The 16,634-nt window shown below is 61.7% G+C and carries 14 protein-coding genes; 9 read left to right on the forward strand and 5 right to left on the reverse strand.

The genetic code is table 11. The annotated features are described in order from the left end of the window. Positions 1-79 precede the first annotated feature (79 nt). Positions 80-973, reverse strand: coding sequence for a phosphoserine phosphatase SerB (serB, locus tag KCX59_RS11665; protein WP_179016620.1), 894 nt, complete (start codon positions 971-973; stop codon positions 80-82). Positions 974-1,083: 110 nt separating this feature from the next. Here serB and KCX59_RS11670 point away from each other — a divergent pair, with 110 nt between their 5' ends. From KCX59_RS11670 to KCX59_RS11690, 5 genes are all read left to right on the forward strand, one after another. After that, on the forward strand, positions 1,084-1,869 hold the full coding sequence (locus KCX59_RS11670; protein WP_179016619.1) for an ABC transporter ATP-binding protein: 786 nt from the start codon (positions 1,084-1,086) through the stop codon (positions 1,867-1,869). 19 nt (positions 1,870-1,888) lie between these two features. Continuing rightward, positions 1,889-2,674, forward strand: a complete 786-nt coding sequence (locus KCX59_RS11675; protein WP_179016618.1) for a sulfite exporter TauE/SafE family protein — start codon at positions 1,889-1,891, stop codon at positions 2,672-2,674. A gap of 7 nt (positions 2,675-2,681) precedes the next feature. Then, positions 2,682-3,491, forward strand: coding sequence for a TrmH family RNA methyltransferase (locus tag KCX59_RS11680; RefSeq protein WP_179016617.1), 810 nt, complete (start codon positions 2,682-2,684; stop codon positions 3,489-3,491). 141 nt (positions 3,492-3,632) lie between these two features. Next, on the forward strand, positions 3,633-3,890 hold the full coding sequence (locus KCX59_RS11685) for a type B 50S ribosomal protein L31 (protein ID WP_017200906.1): 258 nt from the start codon (positions 3,633-3,635) through the stop codon (positions 3,888-3,890). Between the two features lie 86 nt (positions 3,891-3,976). Then, positions 3,977-5,077, forward strand: coding sequence for a lipoate--protein ligase family protein (locus KCX59_RS11690; RefSeq protein ID WP_256871291.1), 1,101 nt, complete (start codon positions 3,977-3,979; stop codon positions 5,075-5,077). A gap of 28 nt (positions 5,078-5,105) precedes the next feature. Here KCX59_RS11690 and pepN read toward each other — a convergent pair whose 3' ends face one another. Next, the gene (gene pepN, locus KCX59_RS11695) at positions 5,106-7,709 is read right to left on the reverse strand and encodes an aminopeptidase N (protein ID WP_179016616.1); all 2,604 of its coding nucleotides are present in this window, start codon (positions 7,707-7,709) and stop codon (positions 5,106-5,108) included. Positions 7,710-7,713: 4 nt separating this feature from the next. Further along, the gene (locus tag KCX59_RS11700) at positions 7,714-8,763 is read right to left on the reverse strand and encodes a YeiH family protein (protein ID WP_178992778.1); all 1,050 of its coding nucleotides are present in this window, start codon (positions 8,761-8,763) and stop codon (positions 7,714-7,716) included. Positions 8,764-8,873: 110 nt separating this feature from the next. Between KCX59_RS11700 and KCX59_RS11705 the strand changes: the two genes are divergently transcribed. From KCX59_RS11705 to KCX59_RS11715, 3 genes are read left to right on the forward strand one after another with little or no spacing between them, the layout of a single operon-like run. Next, positions 8,874-10,430, forward strand: a complete 1,557-nt coding sequence (locus KCX59_RS11705; RefSeq protein ID WP_179016615.1) for a circularly permuted type 2 ATP-grasp protein — start codon at positions 8,874-8,876, stop codon at positions 10,428-10,430. Between the two features lie 55 nt (positions 10,431-10,485). Next, positions 10,486-11,412, forward strand: a complete 927-nt coding sequence (locus tag KCX59_RS11710) for an alpha-E domain-containing protein (protein WP_014921898.1) — start codon at positions 10,486-10,488, stop codon at positions 11,410-11,412. Continuing rightward, a complete protein-coding gene (locus tag KCX59_RS11715; protein ID WP_091470691.1) occupies positions 11,409-12,260 on the forward strand; it encodes a transglutaminase family protein in 852 nt (283 codons plus the stop codon). Before KCX59_RS11710 ends, KCX59_RS11715 begins: the two co-directional genes overlap by 4 nt. Positions 12,261-12,324: 64 nt before the next feature. Here the strand turns inward: KCX59_RS11715 and KCX59_RS11720 are convergent, their stop codons facing one another. Beyond that, positions 12,325-13,776 (reverse strand): SDR family NAD(P)-dependent oxidoreductase, encoded by a 1,452-nt coding sequence (locus tag KCX59_RS11720; RefSeq protein WP_179016614.1) that lies wholly within the window; start codon positions 13,774-13,776, stop codon positions 12,325-12,327. 73 nt (positions 13,777-13,849) lie between these two features. Next, positions 13,850-15,262 carry a glucose-1-phosphate adenylyltransferase gene (gene glgC / locus KCX59_RS11725; protein ID WP_179016613.1) on the reverse strand — a complete coding sequence of 471 codons (1,413 nt, stop codon included), beginning with the start codon at positions 15,260-15,262 and terminating at the stop codon, positions 13,850-13,852. Between the two features lie 93 nt (positions 15,263-15,355). Here glgC and glgA point away from each other — a divergent pair, with 93 nt between their 5' ends. Beyond that, the gene (gene glgA / locus KCX59_RS11730) at positions 15,356-16,552 is read left to right on the forward strand and encodes a glycogen synthase (RefSeq protein ID WP_370629149.1); all 1,197 of its coding nucleotides are present in this window, start codon (positions 15,356-15,358) and stop codon (positions 16,550-16,552) included. Positions 16,553-16,634 lie beyond the last annotated feature (82 nt).

The raw sequence follows: 16,634 nt of genomic DNA on the forward strand, positions 1-16,634 counted from the left end.
ACTAAAGCACCGGTGGAGAAACTCCACCGGTGCGGGTCGGGATAACACGAAACGGCGTCGCGCAAGCGACGCCCAGCCTTCAGACGTTGGCGATATGCCGAACTGCGTCAAGGTACGGCATGGTGATGACAGCGTCCGCCACTGCGCGCACTGCTGGTTTGGCGTTGAAGGCGACGCCGAGGCCGGCCGCACTCAGCATGTCCAGGTCGTTGGCGCCGTCGCCCACCGCTATGGTGTGCTCAAGACTGATGCCTTCCGCGGCCGCCCACTCACGCAAGTACTTCTCCTTGGCAGCCCGATCGATGACTGAGCCGAGAACCTTGCCGGTCAACACGCCGTCGACGATCTCGAGCTCATTGGCAATCCAATAGTCCAAGCCAAGCTCTTCAGCAATGGGTCCCAAAATCTGGTTGAATCCTCCGGATACAACAGCCACCACATGCCCCGCCTCCTTGAATGCGGCCACCAGTTCTGCCGCACCAAGGCTTAGGCGCACCTCTTGGCGAACAGCATCAACGACGGCGGCAGGAAGTCCGGCAAGGACGGCAACGCGGGCATGCAAGCTCTGGGCGAAGTCCAATTCACCGCGCATGGCAGCCTCTGTGACGGCAGCGACTTCCTCCCGTTTGCCGGCGTGCGCTGCCAGCAGCTCAATGACCTCCTGCTGGATCAGGGTTGAATCCACATCCATGATCAGGAACTTCCGGGGGGCTTGGCGCAGGCTCCCGGAAACAATGGCTGTGTCCACTCCTGCCTCGGCAGCTTCGGCCACCAGCCGCCTCACTGTCAAAATGCCCGCTTCCGTGTCGGCGTCCACCACAAGATCGGCCGTGTGCACACCGAAGCGCTCGTCGCCGCCCTGTGATTCCGACGACACTGAGGCTCCGGCGTCAGCCAGAACTTTGAGCACATTTTCCAGCGATTCGGGGGACAAGTTCACGCCGTAGCTGACTGCAGCCAAGTTCGAAGTCATGGCCTCAATCCTACTGAGGGCGCTACATCCATCCGAATTCGTTTCCCCTCGTAAACCAGGAGATACCCCGGTTATCAGTCACACCTACTTTTGTCCTAGTGTCTACTGCTATGAGTGATGTTCTGGAATTGGCTTCCGTCAGCGTTGTCCGAGGCAAGAAGACCCTGCTGGACAAGGTCGACTGGGAAGTCAACGAAGGCGAACGCTGGGTCATCCTGGGACCGAACGGCGCGGGCAAGACCACCCTGCTCCAGATAGCTGCCGCCCGCATGCACCCAAGCAGCGGCAAGGCCGGGATCCTGGACGAAACCTTGGGGCGCGTTGATGTTTTTGAACTCCGTCCCCGCATCGGCCTTTCTTCGGCAGCACTCGCTACCCAGATTCCAGAACACGAGAACGTCCTGAACGTCGTGGTCACGGCAGCTTATGGCGTCACCGGTCGTTGGAGTGAGGGATACGAACGCGACGACGAACGCCGCGCCTTCGGCTTGCTCAATGACTGGGGGATGGGTCCGTTGTTGAACCGCACCTTTGCCACCCTGTCCGAGGGGGAGCGCAAGCGCGTCCAGATTGCCCGTGCGCTGATGACCGACCCGGAACTTCTGCTGCTGGACGAGCCTGCCGCAGGCCTTGACCTCGGCGGGCGTGAAGAACTGGTCCACAAGCTCGGTGAGCTCGCCAGCGACGAAGCCGCTCCGGCGATGGTCCTTGTCACTCATCACCTTGAGGAAGTACCGCCTGGATTCACGCACGCCATGCTGCTCCGCGAAGGCGGAGTGGTGGCTGCTGGTCCCATCAAGGAAGTCCTTACGGACGAACACCTCAGCAAAACCTTCGGCCTGGCGCTGGACGTTTCGGAAAACGCCGGCCGCTACACGGCCACGGCCCGCCGCTAGCCCGGTCGCGTAGTCAACAATGGAGATCCTTAGCAGCATCCTGGTCTTTTTCGCGGGCCTGTGGGCCGGCACCATCAACGCGGTAGTCGGTTCCGGCACGCTGGTAACCTTCCCCGTGCTCATAGCCCTTGGCGTCACACCGGTGGTGGCTTCCATGAGCAACGCTATGGGACTCGTGGCCGGCACGGCCGCGGGTGCCTGGGGCTACCGACGCGAACTGGCAGGCCGTGGCAGGCAGCTGATGAAACTCCTGCCGGCCTCCTTGCTCGGTGGAATCACCGGCGCGTGGCTGCTGCTGCACCTGCCGGAGAAGGTCTTCCACTACGTAGCCCCCGTCCTTCTGGTCCTTGCCCTCCTCATGGTGGTGTTCCAGCCCAAACTGCAGGCATGGGTCCGCAGCAGGGAAGAGAATCCGGAACATGCCATCCGGGACCGCAGCCACGGATTCCTGCTGGTGGTCCTTGTGTATTTGGCGGGTGTGTATGGCGGCTACTTCGTCGCTGCGCAGGGAATTCTCCTGGTAGGCATCCTCGGGGTATTCCTCAGCGGAACCATGCAAAATGCCAATGCCATGAAGAACATCCTGGTTCTGGGCGTCAACATGGTGGCGGCAATCTCTTACCTGATCTTCGCCTTCGACCGCATCAACTGGCTGGTTGTCCTCCTCATCGCAGTCAGCTCCACCATTGGCGGACTCGTCGGTTCCAAGGTAGGCCGGAAGCTGTCTCCCAGGGTCCTCCGGGCAGTGATCTTCACCCTCGGCATCGTGGCCTTGGGCTTCATGGTCGCCAACCTGCTGAAATAATCACCCGGTGACATTCCATTATCTTGAGTCCGCCAACGATCCCCGCGTCACGGACTACACCACGCTCACCGATGTACACCTGAGGAAGCTGCGCGAGCCCCGGGAGGGCATGTACATCGCCGAATCCTCCAAGGTCCTCCGCAGGGCACTCGCTGCAGGCCACCAGCCACGTTCCTTCTTCCTTGCTGAGAAGTGGCTGGAGGACCTCGACGACGTCTTCCGGGCTCATCCTGATGTTCCGGTCTTCATTGGCAAGGCCTCCTTGCTGGAAGAAATCACGGGGTTCCACCTGCACCGCGGAGCCATGGCTGCAATGCACCGGCCGGCTCCCGTCCCGTTGTCGGACCTCTTGGCCAACGCGCAGCGGATCGCCGTCCTGGAGGACATCGTGGACCATACCAACGTGGGTGCCATCTTCCGCTCTGCCGCTGCACTTGGAGTGGACGCGGTCCTCGTGTCGCCACGGTGCGGGGACCCGCTGTACAGGCGCAGTGTTCGCGTCAGTATGGGCACGGTGTTCCAGGTTCCATGGGCGCGCCTGGAGAGCTGGCCGGGCGACCTGGCGCAACTGAAGAAACAGGGCTTCACAGTGGCAGCCATGGAGCTGACCGATGACGCCTTGGACCTGGACGATCTCGCGGCACGGAACATCCCCAAACTGGCTCTGGTTCTTGGAACCGAAGGGGCAGGCATGAGCCTGGAGACGTTGACCGCCGTCGATCTCGCCGTCAAGATTCCCATGCGTGCAGGCGTCGATTCACTCAACGTCGCAGCGGCCTCGGCAGTGGCGTTTTGGGAACTCCGTCCACGCGATTGAGCGGAGTTCGTACGGGATGGCCGTTTCGGCTATGATTGGTTGTTGGCCCGGCCGCTGAAATGTTCGCATTGCAGCAAAGGTCCACCTCCATTCATACCTGGCAGCTGGCAAAATCCAGTTGCGCGAACAAAAGGTCCCATTATGAAGTCTGATATCCACCCGAAGTACGAAGCTGTTGTTTTCAACGACCTGGCTTCCGGTACGCAGTTCCTGACCAAGTCCACCGTGTCTTCCTCGAAGACCATCGAGTGGGAAGACGGAAACACCTACCCGGTTATCGACGTCGAAATCTCTTCGGAGTCCCACCCGTTCTACACGGGCAAGCAGCGCATTATGGACTCCGCTGGCCGCGTCGAGCGCTTCAACGCTCGCTTCAAGGGCTTCGGCGGCAAGAAGTAACCCACTTCACCCCAAGGCTTTTCGAGGCCCGTATTGCTGGATTTCCGGCAATGCGGGCCTTTGTGTTTTCCGGCAAGATGGACACCATGACTACCCACCCGGCTCAGGAACCGCACACCCACGACGACGACGCGCGACTTCACGGCGAATATAAAGTCCCCGGCGGCAAACTTGTGGTGGTGGACCTGGAAGTGGCCAATGGCCGGTTTTCCAACGTATCCCTGAGCGGCGACTTTTTCCTGGAGCCCGACGAAGCCCTTGAGGACATCAATCGGGCACTCACCGGCCTCCAGGAGAATTCAACAGCGGCAGACATCACCGCAGCCGTCAATGCCGGATTGCCCCCGGAGGCCGTACTGTTCGGGTTCTCCGCAGAGGCGGTGGCTGTTACCGTCCGCCGTGCGCTCTCCAAGGCGACGGGCTGGGCGGACCACCAATGGGAAGTCATTCCACCTTCGATACTGCCCACGCAGGTGAACGTGGCGTTGGATGAGGTCCTCACGGAGGCAGTGGGAGCAGGGCGGCGCAATCCCACCTTGCGGTTCTGGGATTGGGAAGAGCCGTCCGTTGTCATTGGCAGTTTCCAGTCGGTACGAAACGAGGTGGATCCGGACGGCGTCTCCAAGCACGGCATCACGGTGGTGCGCCGCATCAGTGGTGGCGGCGCCATGTTCATGGAAGCAGGCAACTGCATCACCTATTCGCTCTACCTCCCGCAGACGCTGGTGGATGGAATCAGCTTCGCTGACTCGTACGCATTCCTGGATGCCTGGGTCATGGCCGCGCTCGAGAAGCTGGGCATTACCGCCTTCTACGTGCCCCTCAATGACATTGCCACCGATCAGGGCAAGATCGGTGGTGCAGCACAAAAGCGGCTCGCAAGTGGCGGCATGCTCCATCACGTCACCATGAGCTACGACATTGACGCGGACAAGATGGTAGAGGTCCTGCGCATCGGCAAGGAGAAACTCTCTGACAAGGGAACCCGGAGTGCCAAGAAGCGCGTGGACCCGTTGCGGCGCCAGACAGGCCTTGCGCGCTCTGCAATCCTCCAGGCCATGCAGGACGTCTTCACAGAACGTTACGGCGCTGTGGAAACCCGGCTTACGGACAACGAACTCGCCGAAGCAAGGCGGCGCGTGGACGCGAAGTTCGGCACCGGGGAATGGTTGAACCGGGTTCCCTAGGTTCTGTCCGGTCGGCTGTGGTTCGCGGTCAGCCGGCCGCTTGCGCCGTCAACGCCCGCAACAGGTGGCTCCGTTGCTCGATGATGATGCGGCGCAGGGCGCGGGGAGCTCCATCGTGGTCACGAAGCCAATGGTCGGCACGCACTAGTACCGGGTGATCAGCAGGCCGCACGCCTTCTGGCAGGTCCTGGGCTCCGGGGAAGAGGCCACGGACTATCCGGCCCGCGATTTCAATACTGCGTTCGGACCAAACACGCTCAAGGCACTCGAAGTAGGGCTCGACGTAGCGTTCCAGTAGGTCTCCGGGAGCCGTAACAAAGCCGGCGATCGTGGCACTGAGGATCTCGTTGGAAAGGCCTGTGCTGTTGACCGCGGAATCCCAGGCAGCTGCCTTGACTGATGCGTCCGGTCGGGCTGCTGATGCAAGGGCATGCCCCTCCCTGCCTGATGCTGTCTTATCAGCCTCAAGCTCGTGGTCCAGCTCGGCCAGGGTCGCTTGCCCGTGGGCCGCCAGCGCCTGCCAGAGGCTCCATCGTAGTTCGGCGTCCACGGCAAGGCCCTCCACCACGGTGCTGCCCTCCAGGACTCCCCGAACGAGGTTCAGCTGGCTGTCACCATGCCTGGAGACGTCGGCCAAGGTCCTGGCCCAGGCGAGCTGGGAGTCTGAGCCGGGAGCAGCAGCCATCAACTGCTCAGCGGCCACCGCCAGGAACTCTTTTCGCACGGCTTCGCGTGTCTCCGAGGCTACATAACGCTCGATGGCGCTGGCAGCATTGCCCAACACGTTCAGCAGGACACCTATGCCCGTTTCGGAAGTCGCGAACTGCTCGACGGCGGACACGTAGCGGGCCGCTGGGGTAACTCCGTCCCGGGCAGAATCCCAGAGCGCGGTCCAGCAGAGGGCGCGGGCCATGGGATCCGAAATCTTATCCAGGGACGTCCGCACTGTGTGTTCGGACTCGGGGTCCAGCCGCACTTTGACGTAGCTCAGATCGTCATCATTGACCAGCAGCAGCGCTGGCCGGCGCTTTCCGTTCAAAGCAGTCACCAGCGTGCTTGGGCCGGCAACGTCCACGTCGATGTTTTCAGTCCTCACCAAGGCACCGGTGGAGTCGGTGTCATACAAGCCCAACCGCATGCGGTGCGGACGGAGCTCCTGATGGCCGGTCAGGGGATCGATGGCCTCTTGTTGGAGGGTGACGGCGCCGAGGACCCCATCGTCTTCCACGATCTCAGCGGCGACCGTGGAGATGCCCGACGTTTGCAACCATTGGCGTGCCCAGTCGGCGAGGTCCCTGCCCGAGGCAACGCTGAGCGCCTGGAGGAGGTCCTGAAGGGATGTATTGGCAAATTCGTGATCCCGAAAATACTGACGGGACCCCGCAATGAAAGCATCAAAGCCAACATAGGCGACCAACTGCTTCAAAACAGAGGCGCCCTTGGCATAGGTGATGCCGTCAAAGTTCTGCTTAGCGGCCTCGAGGTCAGGAATGTCCGCGACGATCGGGTGCGTTGTGGGCAGTTGGTCCTGCACATAAGCCCAGGCTTTGCGCTTGCTGGCGAAATTCACCCATGCAGTGTCCCAATCCGTAGCCCGGTCTACACCCAGGGTTCCCATGTAGTCCGCGAATGACTCCTTGAGCCAGAGATCATCCCACCAGTTCATGGTCACGAGGTCGCCGAACCACATGTGCGCCATCTCGTGCATCAGCGTATTGGCTCGGGCTTGATACTGGGCATCCGTAGCGCGGGAAGCATAGACGTACTTCTCCGTGAACGTCACCAGCCCTGGATTCTCCATGGCACCGAGGTTGTACTCAGGCACAAACGCCTGATCATACTTGCCCCATGGGTAGGCGTAGGCGAAGAGTTCGTTGAAGAATGCCAATCCACTCTTGGTCAGCCGGAACAACTCGTCGGCGTCGAAAGAGCCTGCCAAGGAGGCTCGGCAGAAAAGTGCCAGCGGGACGTCAAGGCGGGTGCCGTCGTCGAGCTTTGCTCCCCAGTGATCTTCGGCCTTGAAGTAAGGGCCGGCGAGCACAGTAGTGATGTAAGTGGACATTCGCTTGGTGGTGGCGAAATCCCATTGCGCGGCACGAGGATCGCCCGGCACAGGCGTGCGGGCCTCTTCCACTCCGTTGGAGGCGACTTCCCAGGCAGCGGGAGCGATCACGTGGAACGTAAATTCAGCTTTGAGGTCGGGCTGCTCGAAATTGGCGAAGACGCGGCGGCTGTCCGCCGGTTCATATTGCGTGTAGAGATAGCATTCACCATCGGCGGGATCCACAAAGCGGTGCATGCCCTCCCCGGAGCGGCTGTAGAGCGCCGTCCCGGTCACAGTCACCGTGTTTTCGGCTTCGAGTCCTTCCAGGATGATCCTGTCGCGGTCCACCACCGATCCAACGTCGAGCAACCGGCCGTTCAACACCACGGAATCGACGCCGCCGCTGATGAAATCCAGGAAAGTGGCGGAGCCGGAGTCCGCTGAGAAGGTGATGGTACTGGTGCTCGCGTATCCGGCGACGGCAGGATCTGCTGCGTCGCGGACATCGAGGGTGACGTCGTAGCTGTGGGTGGTGATCAGGGCTGAACGGGTAGCGGCTTCATCGCGCGACAGATTGTGATTCGACACACAGCTATCTAATCATGATCCACGCGGCCCCCAGGCCCAACGATGCGATGAGGAGCCAGGACCCCAAGGCCACCAGAATTGCTCGCCCTCCCGTGTGAATCAGGGTGCGGACCCGCACCGCCGAACCAAGCCCGAACAGCGCCGTCGCCAAGAGGATGTCCTGAATAGCCGCCGCGATCTCCAGTCCCGCCGCCGGTGCCCAACCCAAGGATCGGACGGCCACCATGGACAGGAAGCCGATGACGAACAGCGGGACAATCGGCGGGAACCGCCCGTCGACGCCGTTGGCGGCGCCGCCCGTCCCGTTGCTGCGTTCCCTCACTTGGAGAATCCGCTGGTGCACCCCGGCTGCTGCTGCAACAGGCGCCAGCAGGACCACCCGGGTCAATTTCACGACGACGGCGATCGCCAGCGCCGAGGTACCTGCGGTTTGTGCCGTGGCCACCACCTGGCCGACGTCATGCACTGATGCGCCGGTCCAGGCCCCGAACTGTTCGGGATTAAGGTTCAACGGGTGCATGAGAAGTGGGAGTACACCAATGGCAAGGGTTCCGCACAGTGTCACCAGCGCTACGGGGAGCACGGTGTCTTGATGCTTGATACGGCGCACAGCTGCCATTGCGCCAATCGCGGAGGCTCCGCAGATGGAAAAGCCCGTGGCGATAAGGAGGGCGGCTTCTCCGGGGAGGCGCAACAGACGCGCCAGCCCATAAGTTCCCGCGAAGCTCACCAGGACAACACCTGCGATCAGCAGCAGGGATAGCCAACCCAGGCCAAGGACGTCGCCGATGCTGACCTTGAGGCCCAAAAGCACGATGCCGGCACGCATGAGGTGCTTTCCAGCGAAGTCCAGGCCTGGCCGGGCGCGCCCCGCGGTCAACACGGCAGTGCCCGGTATATTGGCTGAAAGCAGGCCCAAGGCAACAGCAAGTGTCATGGCCGGAACCACCGGAAAGACAGTGTGGATGGCGAAGGCAAGACCCGTTGCGACGATGCTCAGGACCAACCCGGGCCCCAGCCGGGACAACTGGGGCACAAGACTGTTGAAGGGCATGCCTCAACCCTGCCGGATGGGGGCACGGAAGGCGAACCGGGAGTGCCCGGAAACGGCCACACAACCAGCGCGAAATGCGCTCGACTCAAAAAGGTGATTACCTGAATCCCATGTCTGACCTATTTCAGGATTACTCCGAGGCCGCCGCGCGCAGCGGTGCCTATGACGAGATGTTTGCCCAGGGCCACGTTGCCAGAAGATCCTATGGTCAGGTTTCCGGGGCTCTCCGCGAGCTTTCCCTGGCGGATGTCACCGCCCGGGCGGATTCCATGGCCCGAACCTTCCTGGACCGCGGCGTGACGTTCGACTACGCGGGGGAGGAGCGGCCATTTCCCCTGGACATTGTCCCGCGCGTCATCCCCGCCGACGAGTGGGATGTACTGGAGCGCGGCGTTGCCCAGCGCGTCAAAGCCCTTGAAGCATTCCTGAACGATGTCTATGGGCGGATGGCCGTAGTCACCGATGGCGTGATTCCGCGGCAGCTTGTGACCACCAGTGCACATTTCCACCGCGCGGTCCACGGTTTCGAGCCCTCAGGTGGTGTTCGTGTCCATGTTTCGGGCATTGACGTCGTCCGGGATGCAGCTGGAACCTTCCGCGTGCTGGAAGACAACGTCCGCGTACCTTCGGGTGTCAGCTACGTTTTGGAGAACCGCCGGGCCATGGCCAAGGGTTTGCCTGAGGCTTTCGGCCAGCAGCACATCCGGCCTGTGGAGGAGTACCCCCGCCGGCTCCTCTCTGCACTGCGCAAGACCGCTCCCTCAGGCGTGGACGATCCCACCGTTGTTGTCCTGACGCCGGGCGTCTTCAACAGCGCTTACTTTGAGCACACCCTCCTTGCAGGGCTTATGGGCGTGGAGTTGGTGGAAGGCCGGGACCTCATCTGCCGTGGCAACCGCGTGTACATGCGAACCACAGCGGGTGAACAGCGCGTGGATGTCATCTACAAACGCATCGATGACGACTTCCTGGATCCACTGCAGTTCCGTTCGGACTCCATGCTCGGCTGCCCGGGATTGGTCAACGCCGCCCGCGCCGGGGGAGTGACCATCGCCAACGCTGTGGGCAACGGCGTAGCCGACGACAAGCTCGTGTACAGTTACGTGCCTGACCTCATCCGGTACTACCTCCACGAAGAGCCGATCATCGCCAACGTCGACACTTTCCGGCTTGAGGAAAAGGAAGCCCGGGAGCATGTTCTGGACCGCCTCGAAGAGCTGGTGGTCAAGCCCGTGGACGGGTCGGGTGGTAAGGGATTGGTCATCGGGCCGGACGCCACGAAGGACGAACTCGACGCCCTGCGCAAACGGGTCATCGCCGATCCCCGTGGATGGATCGCACAGCCGGTCCTGCAGCTCTCCACGGTGCCGACACTCTCCGGAGACAAGTTTGGCCCCCGCCACGTGGACCTGCGTCCTTTCGCAGTCAACGACGGCGACGACGTCTGGGTCCTGCCCGGAGGCCTCACCCGGGTGGCGCTCAAGGAAGGGTCCTTGATAGTGAACTCCAGCCAAGGCGGCGGTTCCAAGGACACCTGGGTTTTGGCCGATTCCCCGCAACTGCCGGCCGAAGTGATTCCACGCCAATCCGTGACGGTCCGCGAGCAAGTATCCGTGTGGCCGGTTGAAAGCAACTGGCGGGACCGCCAAACGGAGCAGCAGCAGTGAACACGCTCCACCAACACTTGAACTTCGATATGCACCACGCGAAGGAGGCAGTTCCATGCTGAGCCGCATTGCTGAGTCACTCTTCTGGATTGGACGCTACGTAGAGCGCGCCGACGGTACTTCCAGGATTTTGGATGTGCACCTTGAGCGCCTGAACCACCTGCCCCTGGAGGAACAGCGCAGCGTCGCCCGGGAGCTCCTCGCCGTGATGGGCGCGAAGCCGCAAAGCGAAGACTTCGGCCTTCCCGAGCTCCTGCACGCCCTGGCCTATGACAAGCACAGCGCGTCATCCATAGCAGGTTCATTGGGTGCAGCCCGCGAGAATGCCCGACGGGCGCGCGAAACTGTCTCCCAGTCCCTCTGGGAAAGCCTCAACACCACGTATTACGGCCTCAACCAACACCGCAAGGACGTTGTGGGAACCTACCGTTTCTGCAACTGGGTTTTGGAGCGGACCGCCATGGTCCGCGGTCTCGCGGACACCACGGTCAGCCACGACGAGAGCTGGTTGTTCATGGTGCTCGGCCGCTCCTTGGAAAGGGCCGATATGACTGCCCGCATGTTGTCCACACGCGACGTTCAGTCCGCTGGAATGTCGTGGGTCAACATGCTGCGGTGTGCGGGAGCTTATGAGTCCTTCATCCGCACCCGCAGGGCAGCGTTCGGGGACCAGCACGCGGCGGAATTCCTGCTGTTGGACCGGTTGTTCCCGCGCTCGATTGTCTATGCGTTGCGCGACGCCGACGAGTGCCTCGCCAAGCTGGATCCGTCGGCGCAGCGCGTGGGATTCATCAACGACGCCCGCCGAATTGTGGGCCAGGCCCGAACCTTCCTTGAGTTCCACCGCACAGACGACCTCATGTCCGAATTGCCTGAACACATGGAACGTGTGCAGAAGGCCGTGACGCAGGCCTCGGACGCAATTTCCCGTAAGTACTTCAATCAGGCTGATGAGCACGCCTGGGTGGGAGAAGTTTCATGACCCGGCTGAGCATCGTTCACAAGACTGCCTATAAGTACAATCGCCGCGTGACCTTGTCCTACAACGAGGCCCGGATGACGCCGCTGACTGACGGTCAGCAAGTTGTCCTCGAGGCCTCGCTGAAGGTCTCACCCAACCAAGCCTCTGTCAGTAACTACCGTGATTATTGGGGAACGCGGGTCACTGCGTTCGATATGCAGATGCCACACGAGAGCCTTGAGGTCCTTGCGACGGCCACCGTTGAAGTGCACCGCACCGAACGGGTGGCAACCGAGGACGACATTGTGGGATGGGACGTCATAGCTTCGGAGAAGGTCCAGGACGAATTCAGCGACTGGTTGCCCCAATCCCGGCTCAGCGGGCCTGGTGAGGAAGTCCTGGAGATCATCCCGGATATCGTCAAGGGAAAGAACCCCCACGAGGCCGCAATGGCAGTCTTTGCGTGGATGGCCGGCGAGATGACCTACATGAAGGGCACCACGGGGGTCACCACGAATGCCGAACAGGCCTGGTCCCAGCGTCAGGGAGTATGCCAGGACCTGGCCCACCTGGCCATCGGCGCATTACGCTGCAGTGGCATTCCTGCCCGTTACGTTTCGGGATACATCCACCCCCGCTCCTCGGCGGACATCGGCGAAACTGTTGCCGGACAATCCCACGCCTGGCTGGAATGGTGGGACGGCGAATGGCGAAGCTGGGACCCCACCAACCACAAGCCGGCAGGTGACTACCATGTCACCGTGGCTCGGGGCCGCGACTATCGCGATGTTCCCCCGCTGAAGGGAATACTGTCCGGTGGAGGCGGCTCGGGGCTCTCCGTTTCAGTGGAGATCACCCGCCTCGCATAAGTATTTTTGTGCAGATAAGGCCCTTAAGAGTCGATCTTAAGGGCCTTATCTGTACTCAAACTTTCTACCAGGGGGAGGGCTTGTAGTCCTTGAGGAAGACACCGTACTGGTCCTCGCCCTTTTCGCCCATCACAATGGGGTCGTAGACACGCGCGGCGCCGTCCACCAAGTCCAACGGAGCATGAAATCCTTCTTCCATGAGCCGGACTTTGGTGTAGTGCGGCCGTTCGTCGGTGATCCATCCGGTATCAACTGCGGTCATGAGAATGCCATCGGAATCCAGCATTTCCTGTGCGCTGGTCCGGGTCATCATGTTAAGCGCGGCCTTGGCCATGTTGGTGTGGGGGTGTCCGGGGCCCTTGTAGGCACGGGAGAACTGCCCTTCCATGGCTGAGACGTTGACTATGTACTTCCTGTGGGCCGTGGATCGCTTCATGGCATCGCGAAGGCGGCTTACCAGCAGGAAGGGTGCCGTGACGTTGCAGAGCTGAACTTCGAGCATCTCCAAGGGATCCACCTCGTCCACCACCTGCGTCCAGCTGTTGATGGACGCGAGGTCCGGAACCAAGCCACCGGCGTCGATCGCCGTTCCTGACTCAATACGCTCCAATGATGCCGAGCCGGTGGAGAGCGCCAGCGAGGTGATCGCGTCGCCCGCCAGGACCGGGTGCTCGGTGACGCTGCTGGCGAGGGCAAGCGGGTGCTTGTCATGCGCATGACCAAAGGTCACCAGCTCGGGGCCCCCGTTGGCAGCTTCAAGGGCCGCAGGCAGCGGCTCGTCCTCTGCGTCGACCAAGGGCTTGTAAGCGTTGCCGGAGCGCCGGACGGTCTGAGCTGCGTTGTTGATGATGATGTCCAACGGGCCGGCCTCGTTGAGCGAGTCGGTCAACGCCATGACTTGTGCCGGGTCACGGAGGTCTATGCCAACAATCCTTAGCCGGTGGAGCCACTCTCCGCTGTCTTCCATGGCAGCAAAGCGCCGCGCGGCGTCCTTGGGGAAACGGGTAGTGATGGTGGTGTGGGCGCCATCCCTGAGCAGGCGCAACGCAATGTACATGCCGATCTTGGCGCGTCCGCCGGTCAGCAATGCCCTGCGTCCCGTGAGGTCCGTGCGCGCATCACGCTTGCTGTGGCTGAAGGCCGCGCATTCAGGGCAGAGTTGGTGGTAGAAGGCGTCAACCTGCGTGTAGTGCTTCTTGCAGATATAGCAGGGACGCGACCGGATGAGGTGCCCGGCGATCTCGCCAGTGGCTGAAGGCTCCAGCTTGTTGCCGCGGGTTTCGTCGTCAATGCGATCCGGCGCGGCGGTAGCCGTCAGAGCGAGGACCGCCCGGTCAGCCTCGGCAATGGAGTCGCGTTTGGTGACACGGCGGTGGCGTTTGACGGCTTTGAACATCTTGCCGGTGGCACGGCGGACAGCAACGTAGTCCGGGTGCTCTTCGTCGTAGACGTGGATCGTGGTCAGAACCTTGAGGCAGGCCTGGATCTCTTCAGGCGTCAGATCGGTGGAGCTCATTGACCTGATTTTACAGCCTTGGGAGCCTGAGGCCTGCCTCGGGTTCTGCCAACGTCAGCCGGGTACGTTCGGGCTAATGTGAGGCACCCTGGGCTGCGGCATCGGCTACGCGTGACTGGATGCCCGCCGCTACCTTTTCGGCGGAGTCACGGATGTAGGGATCATCGTGGGTGGCCGCCTTGACAGCTTCCGGCAGCCCACGGCGATGTTGCGCCGAAAGCGCCAGCTCTGCCTCGCCGGGTTCCGGAACAACCTGGCCCTTCGCAAGCACGGTAATGCCCGACTCAGTGACCTTGTAGCCCCGCGCCTTATCCAAGGCAGGGTCCAAACCGATGGCCGCGCCGGCGGGGACCTTGACGTTCTTGTCCAGGATTGCCCGCTTGATCACGGCACCTTCGCCGACACGGACCTTATCCATCAACACAGAGTCCTGGACACGGCTGCCGGCCGCCACATAGGCGTCGTTGGAGATTACGGACCCTTCAACGATGCCACCGGAAACCACCACGCCGCTGGCAACAATGGAATCGAGGGCCGTTCCCACCGTGTTGTTCTCGCCACGGACAAACTTTGCAGGGGGCGAGATGCTCTGGCGGGTGTAGATCGGCCACTCGGAGTTGTAGAGGTTGAAGATCGGCACGGGGGAGATGAGGTCCATGTGTGCGTCGTAGAACGAGTCGATGGTACCGACGTCGCGCCAGTAGGTCCGGTCGCGCTCGGTGGCGCCTGGGATGTCGTTGAGCGTGAAGTCGTACACGCCGGCTTCGCCTTGGTCCACGAAGTAGGGAATGATGTCCCCGCCCATATCGTGTTTGGTATCAAGTCTTTCCGCGTCCACGTGCAAGGCTTCAACGAGGGCGTCTGCATTAAAGACGTAGTTGCCCATGGAGGCGAGGAACTGCGTGGGGTCGGCTGCCAGTCCGGGGGTGCTGGCCGGCTTTTCCACGAAGGCCGCAATTTTTTGGGGATCGTTCTGGTCTACCTCGATCACACCGAACTGGTTGGCCATGTTCAGTGGCTGCCGCACTGCAGCAACTGTCGCTTTGGCCCCGCTGGCAATGTGCTGCTCCACCATTTGGGAGAAGTCCATGCGGTACACGTGATCAGCGCCGACCACTACCACGATGTCCGGGGCGTCGTCATGGATGAGGTTCAGCGATTGATAAATTGCGTTGGCACTGCCAAGGAACCAGCTCTTGCCCACGCGCTGCTGCGCCGGAACAGAAGCCACATAGCGGCCCAGTTGCGTGGACATACGCCAGGTTTCAGAGATGTGCCGGTCAAGGCTGTGCGATTTGTACTGCGTCAGCACGACGATTTTCAAATATCCCGAATTAACGAGATTGGATAGTGCAAAGTCAATTAACCTGTAGCCGCCTGCGAACGGTACCGCGGGCTTGGCCCGATCCGCCGTCAGCGGCATGAGTCGGTTGCCTTCTCCGCCTGCCAATACGATTGCCAAAACTTTCTTCAACGCCATGGTCACAGCTCCCCGTACGTCTTCGTATCCCCCAAAAGTCCGATTTTCCGGACTCTTTCACACTAGAACACATACGCCGGAACGACTACGTTGGTTAGCGTGCGAATAGACATTGTGACTAAAGAATTCCCTCCGGAAATTTATGGCGGTGCCGGTGTCCACGTTGCCGAGCTCAGCCGGGTGCTGGCAAAGCACGTCGACCTTCATGTCAGGGCGTTCGGCGCGCCCCGTGATGCCGACTATCATGGGGCTTCCGTGGCGTCCTACGCCACGCCCGAAGACCTCGGCGAAGCCAACGCCGCCATCCAGACCCTCGGCGTGGACCTGAGGATAGTTCCGGACATTGCGGGAGCGGACGTTGTCCACTCGCACACCTGGTACGCCAACATGGCCGGCCACCTCGCGTCTCTGCTGCACGGCATTCCGCACGTGCTCAGCGCCCACAGCCTGGAGCCCCTGCGTCCATGGAAGGCCGAGCAGCTTGGGGGCGGCTATGCCCTGTCCTCCTGGGTGGAGAAGACAGCGTACGAGGCGGCCGCCGCTATCATTGCCGTCTCCGATGGCATGCGGCAGGACATCCTCCGCAGCTACCCCAACGTGGATCCGGACAAGGTTCGCGTGGTCCACAACGGCATCGATGTCTCCCTATGGGAGCGTGATGAGGAGGATGATGCGATCCGCGCGCTTGGCATCGATCCCGCCAAGCCCAGCGTGGTCTTCGTGGGCCGCAACACCCGCCAGAAGGGTGTGCCGTACCTGCTCCGTGCCGCGTCAAGCCTGCCCGAAGGTGTCCAATTGGTGCTGTGTCTCGGGGCTGCGGACACTCCCGAACTTGCCGCTGAAACTGCACGCCTTATTGAGGAACTGCAGGCAAAGCGGGAGGGTGTCATCCTCATCGAGCGGATGCTGCCCCGGAAGGAGCTTATCCAGGTCCTCAGCCATGCCACCGCGTTTGCCTGCCCCTCGATTTACGAGCCCCTGGGCATCGTGAACCTCGAAGCCATGGCCTGCGGTGCCGCAGTGGTGGCTAGTGCCACAGGCGGCATTCCGGAAGTGGTCCAGCATGGCGAAACCGGGCTCCTCGTCCAACTGGAGCAGGTCACTGACGGGACCGGGACGCCGTTGGATCCCGAGAAGTTCGTCAGCGACTTCGCTGCAGCCCTGAACGAGGTAGTGGCCGATCCTGCGCGCGCCCGTGAGATGGGCATTGCTGGACGACGCCGTGCGGAAGAACACTTCTCCTGGGAGTCCATCACCGAAACAACCCTTGAGGTCTACCGGTCAGTCCTGCGCTAGATCCCTAGCCTCCCGGTAGCAGGCCAAACCACGACGGCGCCGCCCCCTTTGGTGGGGACGGCGCCGTCGAGGTTTTCAAGAG

Source organism: Paenarthrobacter nitroguajacolicus (genome assembly GCF_051027655.1).
Taxonomy (GTDB): domain Bacteria; phylum Actinomycetota; class Actinomycetes; order Actinomycetales; family Micrococcaceae; genus Arthrobacter; species Arthrobacter nitroguajacolicus.